The following is a 15,001-nucleotide window of genomic DNA, read 5'->3' as shown; positions in this document are numbered from 1 at the left end:
CGCAGCAGTCCCTTGCGATCCCAGTCGAAGCGGCACCCAGGGTGCACGCGGTCGACCGTTGGCGGGCGCCGTGACTCAGGCCCGGGGACCGGAGCCGCGGCATAAGCGAGCGGCGTCCCCGGAGGTAGCCGTTTTGTTGGCGCGGGTAGATCGCTGGCCGGGTGAAGAGCGGAGTGCTGCCCTGCGTTCTGGCTGGTCAGGGCCGTACCTCCGGTCTTCCTCCGCTGGCGCCTAGCTTGTGGAACCGGAGGATGACCGGAGGTGCGGCGGAGGTGGCTGGTCGCCGTGCCGCATCGAGGTGCGCCGCCCATCCCAGGGCGGACACGGATTCGAAGCCTGTGGGGTGGTCGTCGGGCAGGCAGGTCAGCGACTGATGACCGGTCCGTTTTGTGTGAGCTTGAAGTCGGAGCTGGGGGCGGGGGCGCCTGGCGCGGTGATGTGCATGCTCGTGTAGCGGCCGCTTGTGAGGCCGCTGACCGTCACGGTGGCGGGATAGGTAACGGCGCCGCCGGCGGCGCAGTTCGGTACGCACGTGTTCTGGCGCAGCTGGCCGGTGGCGGTTGCGACGGGTCCTCCCCAGCCGGTCCAGGTAAGGCTCTGCAGTGCCGCGCCCGCATCGCCGCAAGCGAGAATGAACATCGGGGGCTGGCCGATCGGCTGCCCGTCGCATCCGTAGATCACGACCTTGGTCGCCGCTGCGGACGAGTCACCCCGCGAGGTTGGTGTGGCGCGCGGCGGGGTGGCGGTGACGGTCGCCGTCGGCTGCACTGTGTGCGCGCTGGTCGGCGGGACCGTGTGCGTGGGCGCGCTGGTTGGGGTGGGTGCGGCCTGGCGAGTGACGGTCGCGGTCACCGTGCGAGTCGGGTTGACCGACTGAGAGGTGACAGCGGACGAGCAGGCCACAACGACGGCCAAGGTGCCCGCCGCTGCTACAGCGACCCTCATGCCTTTCACTGCTTCAGGCTAGGTCGGGCGGTGATCGGGCGCACCCCAGCGCTGCGGCGGCGATCCGGCAGGCCGCCAGGGCGGGCAGCCGACGCTCCCTCGCGATCATTGCGGCGGTCCGTTCGGTGCGAGCGCCGAAGAACAGGAATCTCGTTGCTCGCGAGGACAGGGTCTGCGCCTCGGGATCTTGTGACGGCGGTGTCGTGGGCGCGCAGGTCAAGGCGGACCTCCGGTGCAACCGGCGATCGGGAACAGCCTCTGCTGGGAGGTGGATCAGATGCCCGCCGGAGGTTATCGGCAGGTGCTGCGGGGCCGGGGCGGAGGTGCGGAGGAGGCGGCTTCGGCGCGATAGGCCCGGGCGGCCCGTCGGGGTCGCTTGTGGCCTTCGACGAAGGGGATCGCGACATGACTGCCGCTGGAGTGCTGTACCCGCTGGAGCAGGTGGCGCGGGAGTTCCGCGCGCTGACGGAACGGCCGGTGCCGCTGGAGATGAAGACCGCTGATCTGGGCGAGGGTCTGCCGGATGAGCCGGTCGACGTGGTGGCATTGCGCGCCCTCCTGCTGCGCCCGGCCCTCGGCCACCCGACGCGCGGCGCGGTGTGGGCGAGGCTGCTCGAACTGGCCGAGCTTGGCGGGCGTGAAGGACAGGACTGGCGCCTGGCCGTGGTCGGCATGGCCCTGCCCGGGTTGACCCGCGTGAGCATGCGATGGGCGCAGACGGTCCGGACGGCCAGCCCAGAGGACCGCGCAGAGATCCAGATGATCGTGCTCGGGGGCTTCTGGGAGCAATTCGCCGCCATGCAGGCGGACGGGACCTGGCGGCGTGACCCGTCCCGGATCCCGGCCCGCCTTCTGTGGGCTGCCGAGCGGGCGGCGCGCGCCGCATTCACCCGAGCCTCCCGGGTGCGGGAGACGGAGGTGGAGCTGGAGCACGTTCCTGCCGCGCAGCGCGAGCGGGTCCAGCCCGAGCAGCTGCTCGCGTTCGCGGTCCGCAAAGGCATCATCACCGCCAAGGGCGCGCGGATCGTCGCCTGGACCCGCCTGAACGGCATGCCGATGGCCGAGGTCACCAGGCTCCTGGGCGGCTCGCGGGAGAGCCTGTTCATGCTGCGCACCCGCACCGAGCGCAAACTCGCAGGGGCGATCGCGTCCGGCCGACTGTCCAGCGAGGACGTCGAATTGAATTTCGAGCGTTTGGATCGGGCCGGAAATTGCGTTTCTTGAGGGTGAGAGGCCATGCCAGCCGGCATCAGTAATCGCCGACTGTGGTGCTCCCGGGGTCCGCGCCGCGGACGTTGACACTTCGCACCTGGTCCTTCACGACCCCTTCGAGGGAGGTGAAGGCCCGACGGACACCCCGGGGCTCACCGCAACCCCGCGCCTCCCCTGCCGATCCGGGTGGTGCCGCCGCTTATGGCGGCACCACCCGGCCCCCACTCCCCGCCCGCATCGTCGTGGAGGTTCCCGCATGCCCGGATTCCGATTCCCCCGCCCCCGACGCCCGCCCCGGGCGCTGCTCCTGGTAACCATGTCCGTCGGTTGCTGGTCCGTGAGCAGCCCCGCCGCGAGTGCCGCGGGTGCCGCAAGCGCGGTCCTCGCGGTGGCGACGATCGACCAGACGATCTCGAACATCACGAACTGGATCGTCGGCCTGCTGGCCGGACTGGCGACGCTGTTCCTCACGATCGGCGGCGCGCGCTACTTGATGGCGGGCGGCGACCCGGGAGAGGTTGAGAAGGCCAAAGGAGCACTCAGGAGTGCCGGCCAGGGCTACATGCTCGCGATCCTCGCGCCCGTGATCGTGACGGTGCTGAAGAAGATGGTCGGCGCGTGAGGCGCGGCCGCCTCCTTCGTCTCACCGTCCTCGCCATCCTCTCCCTGTCTGCCCTCGTGGGTGTTCAGGCGAGTGCGGTCGCTGATCCGGGGGTGCCGCAGCCCGCGGCCGGAGCACCACCCACGCCACCAGCCGGAGGCAGCGTGGGAAAGGCTCCTGCGCCAGCTCCGGGACCGTCGCCCGCCCCAGTCACCGGAACGCCGAGCGGGCAGGGTTCGGGGAAGCCCGCGCCGCCGCCGAACGGCGGGCTGGTCCAGCCGGCCACTCCGTCCGACCCGAACGCGACCGGACTCTTCGACATCCCGGGCGAGGTTAAGGACGCGATCGCGTCCTTCCTCGCCAGCTTGCTGCAGCCGTTCGTGGTGCCTGTGATGAACCTCCTGGCTCACCTGCTGCTGTCCACCCCGGACGTCACGCAGATCCCGCGGGTAGCCGGGCTCTGGGAAGGCCTGCGAGTGCTGGCGTGCTCGCTGTACGGGCTCGCCGTGCTGGCCGCCGGGATCCTGGCGATGAGCCACGGCACGGTGCAGCAGCGCTGGGCGGCTCGCGACCTCATCCCGCGTCTCGTGCTGGGGATGCTGGCCGCGAACCTGTCGCTGACGGTCTGCCACCAGGTGATCGGGCTCGTGAACACGGTCAGCGCAGCGGTCTTCGGCGACGTCATCACGGCCGACGACCTGGCCGGAACGCTCACCGGGATGCTCCTGAACGGGAACCCGACCACTGGGCCGCTCTACCTCGTGGTCTTTGCCCTCGCCGTCACGGTGATCGCCGTCGCGGTCGTGGCCACCGTCCTGATCCGCATCGCCTGCGTTCTCGTCCTGGTCGTCGCCGCGCCGCTTCTGCTGGCCTGCCACGGCTCGCCGGCCACGGAGGGTGCCGCGCGACTGTGGTGGAAAGCGTTCTTCGGCATCATGGGCATCCAGGTCCTGCAGTCCGTGGTCTTCCTGGTCACCGTCAAAGTCCTGCTCGACCGCGGCAACTACAGCTTCCTCGGCGCGCCCACCGCGGGCGCGCTGATCAACCTCACCGTCCTCGGGGGCTGCCTCTACCTCCTGGTCAAGATCCCCGGCTGGATCCGGCACCTGGTCACCAACCCGGTCCAGCGCACCGTCGGCGGCAGGGGCGGCCTGCACCTCCTGCAGAAGGTCGCCCTCGGCGCCCTCGGCTTGCCGCTCGGCCCGTACGCCCTCGGCGCGCAGATCAGCGGCCGGTTCCGCACGCCCGGCGCGCCAGGACGGTCCGGGATGCCCGGGCGGGGACCACGCCGACCGCCGGGGACGCCGAGTAGAGCAAACCCCCGCGGGCCCACGCCACCGGGCACGCCTGGGAGAGCTGGCCGGCCCCGCCCGCCGAGCCCAGGTGGAGCGCCAGGACGAGGCGGCCCCGGCACCCCGCCGGGAGGCCCGCGTCCCGGCCACGGCGCGGGTCCGCACCCCAGCGGGCCCGCAGGCGGCCCGATGCCGCCAGGCAGCGGCCCCGGCGTGCCGAGCTACCAATGGGGGACACCGCGCCGCAACGTCCCACCCCAGCCCGGAAGCACAGGTAGAGCCTCGCCCAGTCGTCGGCCCGCGGCGCCGCCCGCGCCGCTCCGGCCCGCGCTGCCCACAGGAGCAGGCGGCCAGCAGCCGACCCCACAACCCACCCCGACACCACCACCAGGGCCGGGCGGAGGAGGCCCTCGCCCAGCAACGCCGCACCCGCCCACCACGCCACGGCCCCGCCCTGCTCTTCCGCCGCCCGTGCCGCGCCCCGCGCTGCCCGCCCCGCCGCTGCCTGGCGGCCCGCAACCCTCTCCGAGACAACGAAGGAAGCCCTGAGTGAACCGCCGTGACCCGGAACCTGAGTCGTGGGACCCGCTGGTCAAGATCCCCGCTGACGTCGAGCAGAGCGACAAGCTCGCCTGGAACCTGACCGCCCGCCAGCTCCTCCAACTCGCCCTGGCCGGCCTCGCTCTGTGGGCGCTGTGGCAGGCCAGCCGCCCCGTGCTCCCACCGCTCCTGTTCGCGATCGGCGCCCTGCCGGTCGCAGCGGTCAGCACCGCGGTCGTCCTCGGCTGCCGCGACGGGATCGGCATGGACCGGTGGCTCGGCCACATGCTGCGCCACCACCGCGCACCGCACCACCTCCTACCCGCCCCGCTCATGCAAACAGCCGACGGTCTGGCCGAACTCCCCCTGCCGGTGACCGGCATCGAGGAGGACGGTGTCCTCACCCTGCCCCACGGCTGCGCGGTGCTCTCCCGGACGGACACGGTGAACTTCACACTCCGCACCATGGGTGAACAGCGGGCCCTGGTTGCCGCCGTGGGCCGGTGGCTCAACGCCCTCACCGGTCCGGTACAGATCCTGGTCCGCACGCGCCGACTGGACCTGGTACCGCTGATCGCGGCCCTGCGCGAGAGCGCACCCACGCTGCCGCATCCGCTGCTCGAGGACGCCGCCTGCGAGCACGCCGACTTCCTCGCCCACCTGAGCGAGGGCCGCGACCTGCTCGCCCGCGACGTCCTGCTGATCCACCGCGAAGACAGCGCCGACGACGCCGCACGGCAGCGAGTGATGCGCCGGGCGGCGGACAGCAGCTCGCTGCTCGCCGCCGCCGAAGTCGGCGCCCACGTTCTGGACGCCCATCACGCATGGTCCGCCCTGACCGCCGCCTGCGACAGCGACACCCCACCGCACCCACGGCCCGCCGTACCTGGGCAGCCCGTCACCCTCGAAGGAGAACGATGAACCTCCACCGGCACGCCCATCTGCGTGGCGCAGCACCCGTGCTAGACAGCGTGGTTGAGGGTCTGGGCCCGGACAGCGTGCAAGTGGAGGCCCGCCGGATCGGCCTTGGAGACCACGTGGCCGCCACCTTGATCGTGACCGGCTATCCCGCCGAGGTGGCACCGGGCTGGCTCGACCCGCTGCTGGGCTACCCGGGCCGCCTGGACGTCTCCCTCCACATCACACCCGTCCCGGTGCAGGTGGCAGCCGACCGGCTGCGCAGACAGCGCGCCCGCCTGGAGTCCCACCGCCGGGCCACCGCGCAGCACGGCCGGCTCGACGACCCGACCACGGACGCGGCGGCCATCGACGCCGCCGAACTCGCGTGGCGGGTGGCCCGCGGCGAGGGCAAGCTCTTCCAAACCGGCCTCTACCTCACCGTCTACGCTCCGGGCCCGGACGAGCTCGCCGACGAGGTCTCCGCCGTACGCGCCCTGGCGGAGTCCATGCTGCTGCGCGTCCACCCCGCGACCTGGCGCGCCCTTCAGGGCTGGACCACGTGCCTGCCGCTCGGCACCGATCAGCTCGGTGTCACGCGGACCTTCGACACCGCGTCCCTGGCGGCCGCTTTCCCGTTCGGCTCCCCGGACATGCCCGCCACCCGTGTCGATGAGCAGCAGGGCGCGTCGGGGGTGCTGTACGGGGTCAACGCCAGCGCCTCGGGCTTGCTGCTGTGGGATCGCTGGAGCCTGGACAACCACAACTCCGTCACCCTGGCCCGCTCCGGCGCGGGCAAGTCCTACCTGACCAAACTCGACGTCCTGCGCTCCCTCTACCAAGGCGTCCAGGTCCACGTCGTCGACCCCGAAGACGAGTACACCTCGCTCGCCGACGCCGTAGGCGGCACGGTCGTGCGGCTCGGCGCACCAGGCGTACGGCTCAACCCGCTCGACCTCGCCCCCGAGGACGGACCCCAGGCGCTGAACCGCCGCGCGCTGTTCACCCACACCTTCCTGCAGGTCCTGCTCGGTGTGCAGTTCACCGGAGCGCTGAAGGCACTGCTGGACAAGGCGATCCTCGCCGCTTACCACCGGCGCGGGATCACCGCCGATCCGCGCACCCACACCAGACCGGCACCCCTGCTCGCCGACCTCGCCACCGCCCTCACCGAGGCCGCCGACGCCTCGGCCGAACCGCTCGCCGACCAACTCAGCCCCTACACCACCGGTTCGCACCGGGAGCTGTTCGAGGCCCCCACCACCCAGGCGCAGGGCGGGCACCTGACCGTCTACAGCCTGCGCGACCTGCCCGACGAACTCGCCGCCGCCGGGACGCTGCTGGCCCTCGACCGCATCTGGCGCACCGTCAGCAACGCGGCCAACCCACGCCGACGGCTGGTGGTCGTGGACGAGGCATGGCTGTTGATGCGCGACGGCGAGGGCGCGAAGTTCCTATTCACCATGGCCAAAGCAGCCCGCAAGCACCGTGCCGGCCTGGCCGTAGTGACCCAGGACGCCGCCGACCTGCTGGCCACCGACCTGGGCAAGGCCGTCGTCACCAACGCCGCCACGCAGATCCTGCTCCGCCAGGCCCCCCAGGCCATCGACGCCGTCGCCGACGCTTTCGGGCTCTCCGCCGGTGAGGCGGCCTACCTACTCGCCGCCCAGCGCGGCGAAGCCCTGCTGTGTGCGGGGCCAGGACGCCGGGCCGCGTTCCGCAGCATCGCCTCCCCACGAGAAGAGGAACTGATCACCACGGGTATCGGACAGCCCACCGCTGCGCTCGCAGGCACCCGGTGAACGGGGACGGCGGCATCATCGGCCGCTCCCTCCTCGATCCCCACACGCCACTCACCACGGTGACCGACCTCGCCGCCCACGCCTGGCCCGTCGCGCTCCTCACCGTGACCGCGGCCGCGGGTACTGCTGCCGCGGGCCGTATCCTCGGCCACCACCACGCGCAGCGCCGCCTGGTGCGGACCGGACACGGCCTGGAGATCCTGGTCCCGCCAACCGTGGACCCGGCCGGCGCCAACGCCTTGTGGGCGCACCTGCGCGGGCTGCTGCGTCCCAGGTGGCGACGCCTCGCCGGCCAGCAGTCCCACCTCGCGTTCGAGTACCGCTTCACCACGACCGGGGTGAGCCTGCGCCTGTGGGCACCCGGCAGCGTTCCACTGCGCCTCCTGGAGCGCGCGGTTGAAGCAGCCTGGCCCGGCGCCCACACCCACCTGCTGCCCGGCCACGCCTTCACCATGCCCGAGCACACGGTGGCGACCGGCGGCCGGCTCCGCCTCGCTCGCCCCGAGATCCTGCCCATCGAGCACCGCCATGATGCGGACCCGCTGCGAGCCCTGCTCGGCGCCGGCCAGAACCTCACCGACGGCGAACACGTCACTGTCCAGATCCTCGCTCGCCCCGCCACCGGCACGCGCGTACGTCGCGCGAAACGCAAACTCCGGTCCCTGCAGCAAGGAAGCACCGCTCCCGCCCGACCCGGCCGGCTCCTCGACCTGCTCACGCACCAGCCCCAGCGCGGCACCCCCAGCCAGCGTGATCCCGAACGAGCCGACCAGCTGCGCGCCGCCCTCACCAAGACCACCGCCCCGCTGTGGGACACAACGATCCGCTACGCCGTCACCACCCAGGCCACGCCTGGCGACTCCTATGACGCCGCCGGACGCGAGGCCGAGGCACGTGCCCGTGGCCGGGCGCACCAGGTCGCCTCCGCGTTCGCGGTCTACGCCGCCCGCAACTGGTACGCCCGCCACCGCCTCCACCACCCGGCCCAGGCCTTGGCCCAGCGCCACTTCCCTCTCCGCGGTGACCTGCTGTCCGTTCCCGAACTGTCCGCCGTCGCCCACCTGCCGCTCGACCCGGGCGCTCCCGGGCTGGCCCGGGCCGGCGCCCGGAAGGTCCTGCCACCCGCCCGCACCCCTGAACCCGGTCCCGAGGTGAAGGCGCTCGGCCGCGCGGACCTGGGACCTGCCCGCTCGATCGGACTGCGGGTCGCGGACGGACGCCACCATCTCCACGTCATGGGTGCCACCGGCTCGGGCAAGTCCACGCTCCTCGCCAACCTCGTACTGGCCGACGCCGGAGCCGGCCGCGGCGCCCTGGTCGTCGACCCCAAAGGCGACCTGGTCCTGGACATCCTCGCCCGCCTGCCCGAGCACGCGCTGCCGCGGACCGTCATCCTGGACCCGGCGGATGCCGCGCGACCGCCGCGCCTGAACGTCCTGGAGACCGGCGGCAGCGACGCCGACGTCGTCGTCGACAACCTGGTCGGGATCTTCCGCCGCATCTTCACCGCATTCTGGGGCCCGCGCACCGACGACGTCATGCGCGCGGCCTGCCTCACCCTCATCCACACCCAGCTGCCCGGCCAGCCGGTCACCCTCGCCGACATCCCGCTGCTGCTGACCAGCACCGCGATGCGCCAGCGCACCGTCGCCCGCCTGGACGCGGGCGAGAAGACCCTGCGGGGCTTCTGGACCTGGTACGAGCAACTCTCCGATCCCACGCGCGCGACGATCACCGGCCCGCTGATGAACAAGCTCCGCGCGTTCCTGCTGCGGACCTTCGTCACCGACACGATCGCCGCCGGCGCCTCCACCTTCGACCTCGCCGACGTCCTCGACGGCGGCATCGCCCTGGTCAGACTCCCCAAAGGGGTCCTCGGCGAGGAGACCGCCCGTCTGCTGGGCTCCTTCGTCGTCGCCAAGACCTGGCAGGCCGCCGCCCGCCGCGCCGCCTCGGGTGAGCAAACCCGGCGGGACGCGACGCTGGTCCTGGACGAGTGCCACAACTTCCTCACGCTGCCCTATCCGCTGGAGGACATGCTCGCCGAGGCCCGCGGCTACCGCCTCTCCCTGGTCCTGGCCCACCAGAATCTCGCCCAGCTCCCGGGCGATCTGCGCGAAGGCATCTCCGCGAACGCCCGCAACAAGATCCTCTTCAACTGCTCGCCCGAGGACGCCCGCCAGCTGGAGCGCCACACCGCACCGTTCCTCGGCGCACACGACCTGGCCCACCTCGGCGCGTTCCAGGCCGCCGCCCGACTCGTCGTCCACGCCGCCGACCAGTCGGCGTTCACGTTGGCCACCCGCCCGCTCCCGGCAGCGGTTCCCGGCCGGGAGTTCGCCGCCCGCGCCGCGTCCCGCGCGAACTACGGCCCCACCCGCCACCCGCAACCGGCCCCTACGGGGCAGGAAGGACCGCGCCCATGACCCCCCGCCGAGGCCCCGCCGTCGCCCCGCTCCTGCGCGGCGGACCCCGCCCCGCCCACACCCCATCCCCGGCCGGCAGCCGGCGCCGCCTGACCACGCTGCTGACCCGGCTGACCGAGCGGGACGTGTGGCTGCTGGACATGCTCGCCGAACACACCGTCCTGACATCCGCCCACGTCAACGCCCTGTGGAACAACAGCCAGCGCAACACCAACCGGCGCCTGCTCACCCTGTACCGGCTCGACCTGCTGGACTCCTTCCGCCCCCGCACCTCCCGCGGCACCGCCCGCGAGCACTACCTCCTCGACCGCACCGGCGCCGACGTCGTCGCCGCCCGCCACGCCACCACCCCACCGCCCTGGGCTGGAGCACCGACCTGCTCACCCGCACGGCCTACTCACCCACCCTCACCCACGACCTCGGCGCCACCAGCTTCTTCACCTCCCTGGTCGCCGCTACACGCCAGCGCCCGGACCTGGGCCGCCTGGACGCGTGGTGGTCCGAGACCCGCTGCGCCCGCGCTTGGGGTGACCTGATCCGCCCCGACGCCCACGGACAGCTCAGCCGCGGTGGCCGCACGGTCGGCTTCTTCCTGGAGTACGACATGGGCACCGAACCCCACGCACGCCTGGCCGCCAAGCTCGACGCCTACGCCGACGCCGCTCCTGCCCTCGGCGGACGCCCCCTGATCCTGTTCACCGTCCCGGCGGTCCGGCGCGAAGCGCACCTCCACCAGCACCTCGCCACCCACCCCGCCCTCGACACCGTCGACGTCGCCACCACCGCCCGCGACTACACCCACCCCGGCGGCCCCGCCCACCACCCGACCAACCAGGTCTGGCTGCGCCTCGGCCGCCCCGCTCACCGGCAGCGGCTCGCCGACCTGCCCGGACAGGACCAGACGGCAGCGGCGCGCCGGTGCGCCGCCGAGGCCTTCGCAGGCCCGCCGGCCCCGCACCCCCTCGGCCCCGCACACGCCACCGAATCGAAGGCCACCGCTCCATGACCACTGTTGCCGCGCGCACGGCCGTGGGCGTGGGGACCGGTTGCGGCGGTGCCCTGCTCCTGGTCGCCGCCGCAACCGTCACCGTCCTCGCCACCCTGCTCACCCTTGCCACCGGCGGCCTGGGAGGTTCCGGCGTCTCAGCCCCGAGCAGCGCCGCGGTGGCGGACATCCCGGCCGCGATGCTGACGCTCTACCAGCAGGCCGCCGCGGCCTGCCCCGGCCTGCCGTGGACCGTGCTCGCCGCCATCGGCAAGGTCGAATCCGACCACGGCCGTGCCCGCGATCAGGTCTCCAGCGCCGGCGCTCTCGGGCCCATGCAGTTCGAACCCGACACCTTCGCCAGCTACATCCGGCCCGTCCCACCTGGCGGCGCCGCCCCGCCTACTCCCTGGGACCGTACCGACGCCGTCTACGCTGCCTCCCGCCTGCTGTGCGCCAACGGTGCGAGAGGAGGCCGCGACATCCCCGGCGCGATCTACGCCTACAACCACGACCACAGCTACGTCACCCACGTCCTCGACAGCGCCCGCGCCTACGGTGCCGCCCCAGCCGCGGTCACGACCTCAGGGCCCGCGGCCGGGCGGGCGCTCGCCTACGCCCGCTCCCAACTCGGCGTCCCGTACCAGTGGGGCGCCGAGAACCCGGGCCGCGCCTTCGACTGCTCCGGCCTCACCCAGGCCGCCTACGCAGCCGCCGGCATCCCACTCCCGCGCACGGCACAACAGCAGTACGACCACGGCCCCAAACTCCCACCCGGGACCGCCCTCCAGCCGGGCGATCTCGTCTTCTTCGGCACGGACACCGCCCACATCGTCCACGTCGGCATCGCCGCCACCCCGACCGACATGATCGACGCCCCGCACACCGGCGCCCGCACCCGCCTCGAACACATCGGGCCCGGCATGGTCGGCGTCACACGCCCGGCCGGCACACGCTGAACACCGCGCCCGCACCGTGCAGCGGACACCCGAACGGTGCCGACATGGTCGAACCGACTTGACTTGTCCCCGGGTTGAGAGCGATCGATGGACCACGGCCCGGACCAACGCGGTGGCCACCGCCCGGAGCCGCCCCGGCCGGGGACCGTCCACAGCACCACTGCGACCGGAGGTCCCGATGACCCGCAACACCGCCCCCGACACCCCCGACGGCCTCACCCCCGCCGCCGCCCGCATCTACGCGGCCCTGCACGTCGCGCCCGGCAGCACCGCCGCCGAGCTGTCCCGAACGGCCAGCGCGGGCCTGTCCACCACCGGCAAGCTGCTCAAGCAGATGGAACAGGACGGCCTCGCCCGGCGCACGCCGGGTGGAAGCGAGGGCAACCGCCGCCTGCCTGACCACTGGCAGACCACCGCCACCTCGCCGGACCCGGAGACGACCAACCTTCCGGACCAGACCGACGCGACCACCGCGTCCGCGCCATCCCTTGCGCCCGACGACGCTACGGCCTTCTCCGACGCGCAGTCGCACAGCGAACCGGCGTGCCCGGAGCAGCAGCTGGAACAGGCCAGCAGCGGCACCGACGAAGCCAGTCCTGTTGAGGCCACCGAGACCGAGCCGCAGCCGACACCGGAGCCGAGCGCGGAGCCGCCGACGGGACGACTGGGCCAAGGCGGACTTCGGAACCTGGTGCACGGCTACCTGGCCGATCGCCCGGGCGCGGCACATTCGCCCACCAGGATCGCCCGCCAGCTCGGGCGCAGTTCCGGAGCCGTAGCCAACGCGCTGGTGACCCTCGTCAACCAGGGAGAGGCGGAGATGGTGACGGCCAAGCCCCGCACCTACCGAGCCACCTCGGCCTCGACGCAGGACTGAACCACCCGGACCCCGGGGTGGGGCGAAGCGCCAGACGCGCTCGGCCCACCCCGGGCCACCGGAAGAGGTCGGTCAACGGTGCTGGCACGACGACGCGCCGGGTCCGCGGCAGCGGCAGCGCGAGAGGGAAGGCCAAGGTGGGGCAAGGCCGGTGGCACAAGACCGTCACTGAGCGGGGGCAGCAACTCGCGGAAGCGGCAGGGCAGGTGCTCGTCGAACAGCGGGCAGCGGCGGACCGTGTGCGCTCGTGCGCCTGGCAGCTGCGGGAACAGCGGGTGCTCGCCGCGCTGGACGAGATCCCCGTCGCGAGGCTCAGCGAGATCACCGGAGGGCGGCTCCGCGTCAAAGCACTGGAGACGGCGGGCCTCGGCACAGTCAGGCGAGTCCACGAGGCCATACCCGAGGAGCTGTTGCGTGTGCCCGGCGTCGGGTGTGCCACCGCCGCCCGGGCGAAAGCGGCAGCAGGGGCGCTCGCCCGCGCGACGCACGAGGCCACCGCCGTGCGCATCGACCCGGACCGGCGCACCGACACCGCGAGCGCCCTGATCACCGCGCTCCACCCGTTCGTCCAGGCCGGGCCGTCGCTCCCCGCCGCCTACGGACAGGCAGCCGCGCTGACAGTGACGCTGAACCGACTTCTGGCGGCGGCGGCTCCCGCGCACAGCCGGACCCGCTGGTGCTTCACCCGCGCGGAGCGCCGATCCGGGGCACGCGAGGCGCTCGCCTCCCTGGAGGCGCTGCTCGACGACGCGAACCGCACCCGCGCGCCGGTGGCGCTGGCCCGGGCGGTCACCGACCTGCAGCGCCGCCCGACCTCGACCGACGAGGCCTGGCGAGTGTTCGTCACCAGACCCGCCGAGTTCTACACCGTCCTCGGCCAGCTCACCGACTCCGGGCCGGCCGACGCGGCCTCGACCGCGGGACACCTGCCCCGCGACCTGGCCGCCCAGGTCCGCGCCCAGCCGCTCGACGTGAGCAGGTTGACCGTGTCGCTGCGCGGCTACCAGGCCTTCGGAGCCCGCTACGCACTCGCGCGCCGCAAGGTGATCCTCGGCGACGAAATGGGGCTCGGCAAGACCGTCCAGGCCATCGCCGCGCTGGCCCACCTCGCCGCCAGCGGGGAACAGCACTTCGCCGTGGTGTGCCCCGCGAGCGTGCTGGTCAACTGGCTTCGCGAGATCGAGACCCGCTCCACCCTGACGGCATTCCGCCTCCACGGCCCCGACCGCAGGACCGCGTACGACTCCTGGCGCGAGCACGGCGGGGTAGCCGTGACCACCTTCGAGACCCTGCACCACCTCACTGGCGACACCGGACCCGCACCCACCCGAGAGACACCAACGGCCGCACCGTCCACCGCCGCACCGGCGGTGGCGATGACGGTCGTGGACGAGGCCCACTACGTCAAGAATCCACACGCTCAGCGCTCCCGACACGTCACGGCCCTGGTCGAGCTCAGTGTGCGGGCGCTGTTCCTGACAGGCACGCCCATGGAAAACCGCGTCGGCGAGTTCCGCGACCTGCTCTCCTGCCTCCAGCCCGACCTGGCTGCGGGTCTGCAGGCCAGCGATCAACTGGCGGGCGCGGCGGCATTCCGTCGTGCGGTCGCACCCGCCTATCTGCGCCGCAACCAGGCCGACGTCCTCACCGAACTCCCCGAGGCCGTGCACACCGACGAGTGGACCGAGTTCAGCCCCGCCGACCACGCCGCCTACCATGAGGCCGTGTTGGCGGGGAACTTCCAGGCCATGCGCCGCGCCGCCTACGCCCACCCTGCCCAGTCGGCGAAACTGGGTCGGCTGTGCGAGCTCATCGCCGAGGCTGCGGCGGCGGGGGAGAAGGTACTGGTGTTCTCCTTCTACCGCGACGTCCTCACCACCGCCGCCAACGCCCTTGGCGACAGCGGTACGGGACCGGCCGTCTTCGGGCCGCTGTCCGGTGCGACCGGGACGGCCGGACGCCAGCAGACGGTCGACGCCTTCACCACGCACGCCGGCCCCGCGGTGCTGCTTTCCCAGATCCAGGCCGGTGGCGTCGGCCTGAACGTGCAGGCCGCGAGCATCGTGATCCTGTGCGAACCGCAGGTCAAACCCGCACTCGAATCCCAGGCCGTGGCCCGCGCCCACCGCATGGGCCAAACACGCCGTGTCCGCGTCCACCGCCTGCTCACCACGAACAGCGTCGACCAACGCCTCCTCGATCTCCTGGACCGCAAGCAGCACCTCTTCGACGCCTTCGTGCGCCGCAGCAACGCCGCCCAGACCAGCCCCGAGGCACTCGACACCACCGACACCCGCCTGGCGCGAAGGATCGTCGACGAAGAACAGGCCCGCATCGCCTCAGCCCCCAGGGACTGACGCGGTGCCAGGTGAGTCGGCTCCACCCGGCCTTCGGCCCGTGTCGTCGGACCGTGCCGACCCTCCGGTGCACGCTACGGTGGTGCCCACTTCCGCAGCTGCTCGGAT

General features: G+C 72.8%; 11 protein-coding genes and 2 pseudogenes. 12 read left to right on the top strand and 1 reads right to left on the bottom strand.

Annotation, left to right across the window (positions count from 1 at the left end):
• Positions 1-363 precede the first annotated feature (363 nt).
• Positions 364-852 (bottom strand): hypothetical protein, encoded by a 489-nt coding sequence (locus BS83_RS31175; RefSeq protein ID WP_157597384.1) that lies wholly within the window; start codon positions 850-852, stop codon positions 364-366.
• 471 nt (positions 853-1,323) lie between these two features.
• Between BS83_RS31175 and BS83_RS31170 the strand changes: the two genes are divergently transcribed.
• From BS83_RS31170 to BS83_RS31115, 12 genes and pseudogenes are all read left to right on the top strand, one after another.
• Positions 1,324-2,169 (top strand): hypothetical protein, encoded by an 846-nt coding sequence (locus BS83_RS31170; RefSeq protein WP_157597383.1) that lies wholly within the window; start codon positions 1,324-1,326, stop codon positions 2,167-2,169.
• Positions 2,170-2,494: 325 nt separating this feature from the next.
• The gene (locus BS83_RS31165) at positions 2,495-2,779 is read left to right on the top strand and encodes a pilin (RefSeq protein ID WP_332262358.1); all 285 of its coding nucleotides are present in this window, start codon (positions 2,495-2,497) and stop codon (positions 2,777-2,779) included.
• Positions 2,780-2,922: 143 nt separating this feature from the next.
• A complete protein-coding gene (locus BS83_RS45870) occupies positions 2,923-4,599 on the top strand; it encodes a hypothetical protein (RefSeq protein ID WP_157597382.1) in 1,677 nt (558 codons plus the stop codon).
• Positions 4,600-5,511 carry a PrgI family protein gene (locus tag BS83_RS31145; RefSeq protein WP_051944384.1) on the top strand — a complete coding sequence of 304 codons (912 nt, stop codon included), beginning with the start codon at positions 4,600-4,602 and terminating at the stop codon, positions 5,509-5,511.
• Between the two features lie 116 nt (positions 5,512-5,627).
• The gene (locus BS83_RS31140; RefSeq protein ID WP_232248531.1) at positions 5,628-7,289 is read left to right on the top strand and encodes a VirB4 family type IV secretion system protein; all 1,662 of its coding nucleotides are present in this window, start codon (positions 5,628-5,630) and stop codon (positions 7,287-7,289) included.
• Positions 7,286-9,715, top strand: a complete 2,430-nt coding sequence (locus BS83_RS31135) for a TraM recognition domain-containing protein (protein ID WP_051944382.1) — start codon at positions 7,286-7,288, stop codon at positions 9,713-9,715. Before BS83_RS31140 ends, BS83_RS31135 begins: the two co-directional genes overlap by 4 nt.
• Positions 9,712-10,059: pseudogene (locus tag BS83_RS49010) on the top strand (replication-relaxation family protein); the annotation flags it as partial. The gene BS83_RS31135 and the pseudogene BS83_RS49010, both read left to right, overlap by 4 nt.
• Positions 10,060-10,073: 14 nt before the next feature.
• Positions 10,074-10,316: pseudogene (locus BS83_RS49005) on the top strand (replication-relaxation family protein); the annotation flags it as partial.
• Positions 10,317-10,319: 3 nt separating this feature from the next.
• Positions 10,320-10,721 (top strand): hypothetical protein, encoded by a 402-nt coding sequence (locus BS83_RS47930; RefSeq protein WP_051944380.1) that lies wholly within the window; start codon positions 10,320-10,322, stop codon positions 10,719-10,721.
• Complete coding sequence (locus BS83_RS31125; protein WP_037606750.1) at positions 10,718-11,659, top strand: C40 family peptidase; 942 nt, start codon at positions 10,718-10,720, stop codon at positions 11,657-11,659. The genes BS83_RS47930 and BS83_RS31125 overlap by 4 nt, the downstream gene beginning before the upstream one ends.
• Positions 11,660-11,837: 178 nt before the next feature.
• Positions 11,838-12,536 (top strand): MarR family transcriptional regulator, encoded by a 699-nt coding sequence (locus BS83_RS31120; protein ID WP_037606749.1) that lies wholly within the window; start codon positions 11,838-11,840, stop codon positions 12,534-12,536.
• A gap of 137 nt (positions 12,537-12,673) precedes the next feature.
• A complete protein-coding gene (locus BS83_RS31115; RefSeq protein ID WP_051944379.1) occupies positions 12,674-14,893 on the top strand; it encodes a DEAD/DEAH box helicase in 2,220 nt (739 codons plus the stop codon).
• Positions 14,894-15,001: the final 108 nt, after the last annotated feature.

Source organism: Streptacidiphilus rugosus AM-16, from assembly GCF_000744655.1.
GTDB lineage: Bacteria > Actinomycetota > Actinomycetes > Streptomycetales > Streptomycetaceae > Streptacidiphilus > Streptacidiphilus rugosus.
This window is presented reverse-complemented; position numbering and strand designations above follow the sequence as displayed.

What these genes read in the sequence shown, in the direction of transcription:
- BS83_RS47930 (WP_051944380.1), top strand. Translation starts at nt 10,320, where the DNA reads ATGGGCACCGAACCCCACGCACGCCTGGCCGCCAAGCTCGACGCCTAC.
- BS83_RS31120 (WP_037606749.1), top strand. Translation starts at nt 11,838, where the DNA reads ATGACCCGCAACACCGCCCCCGACACCCCCGACGGCCTCACCCCCGCC.
- BS83_RS31125 (WP_037606750.1), top strand. Translation starts at nt 10,718, where the DNA reads ATGACCACTGTTGCCGCGCGCACGGCCGTGGGCGTGGGGACCGGTTGC.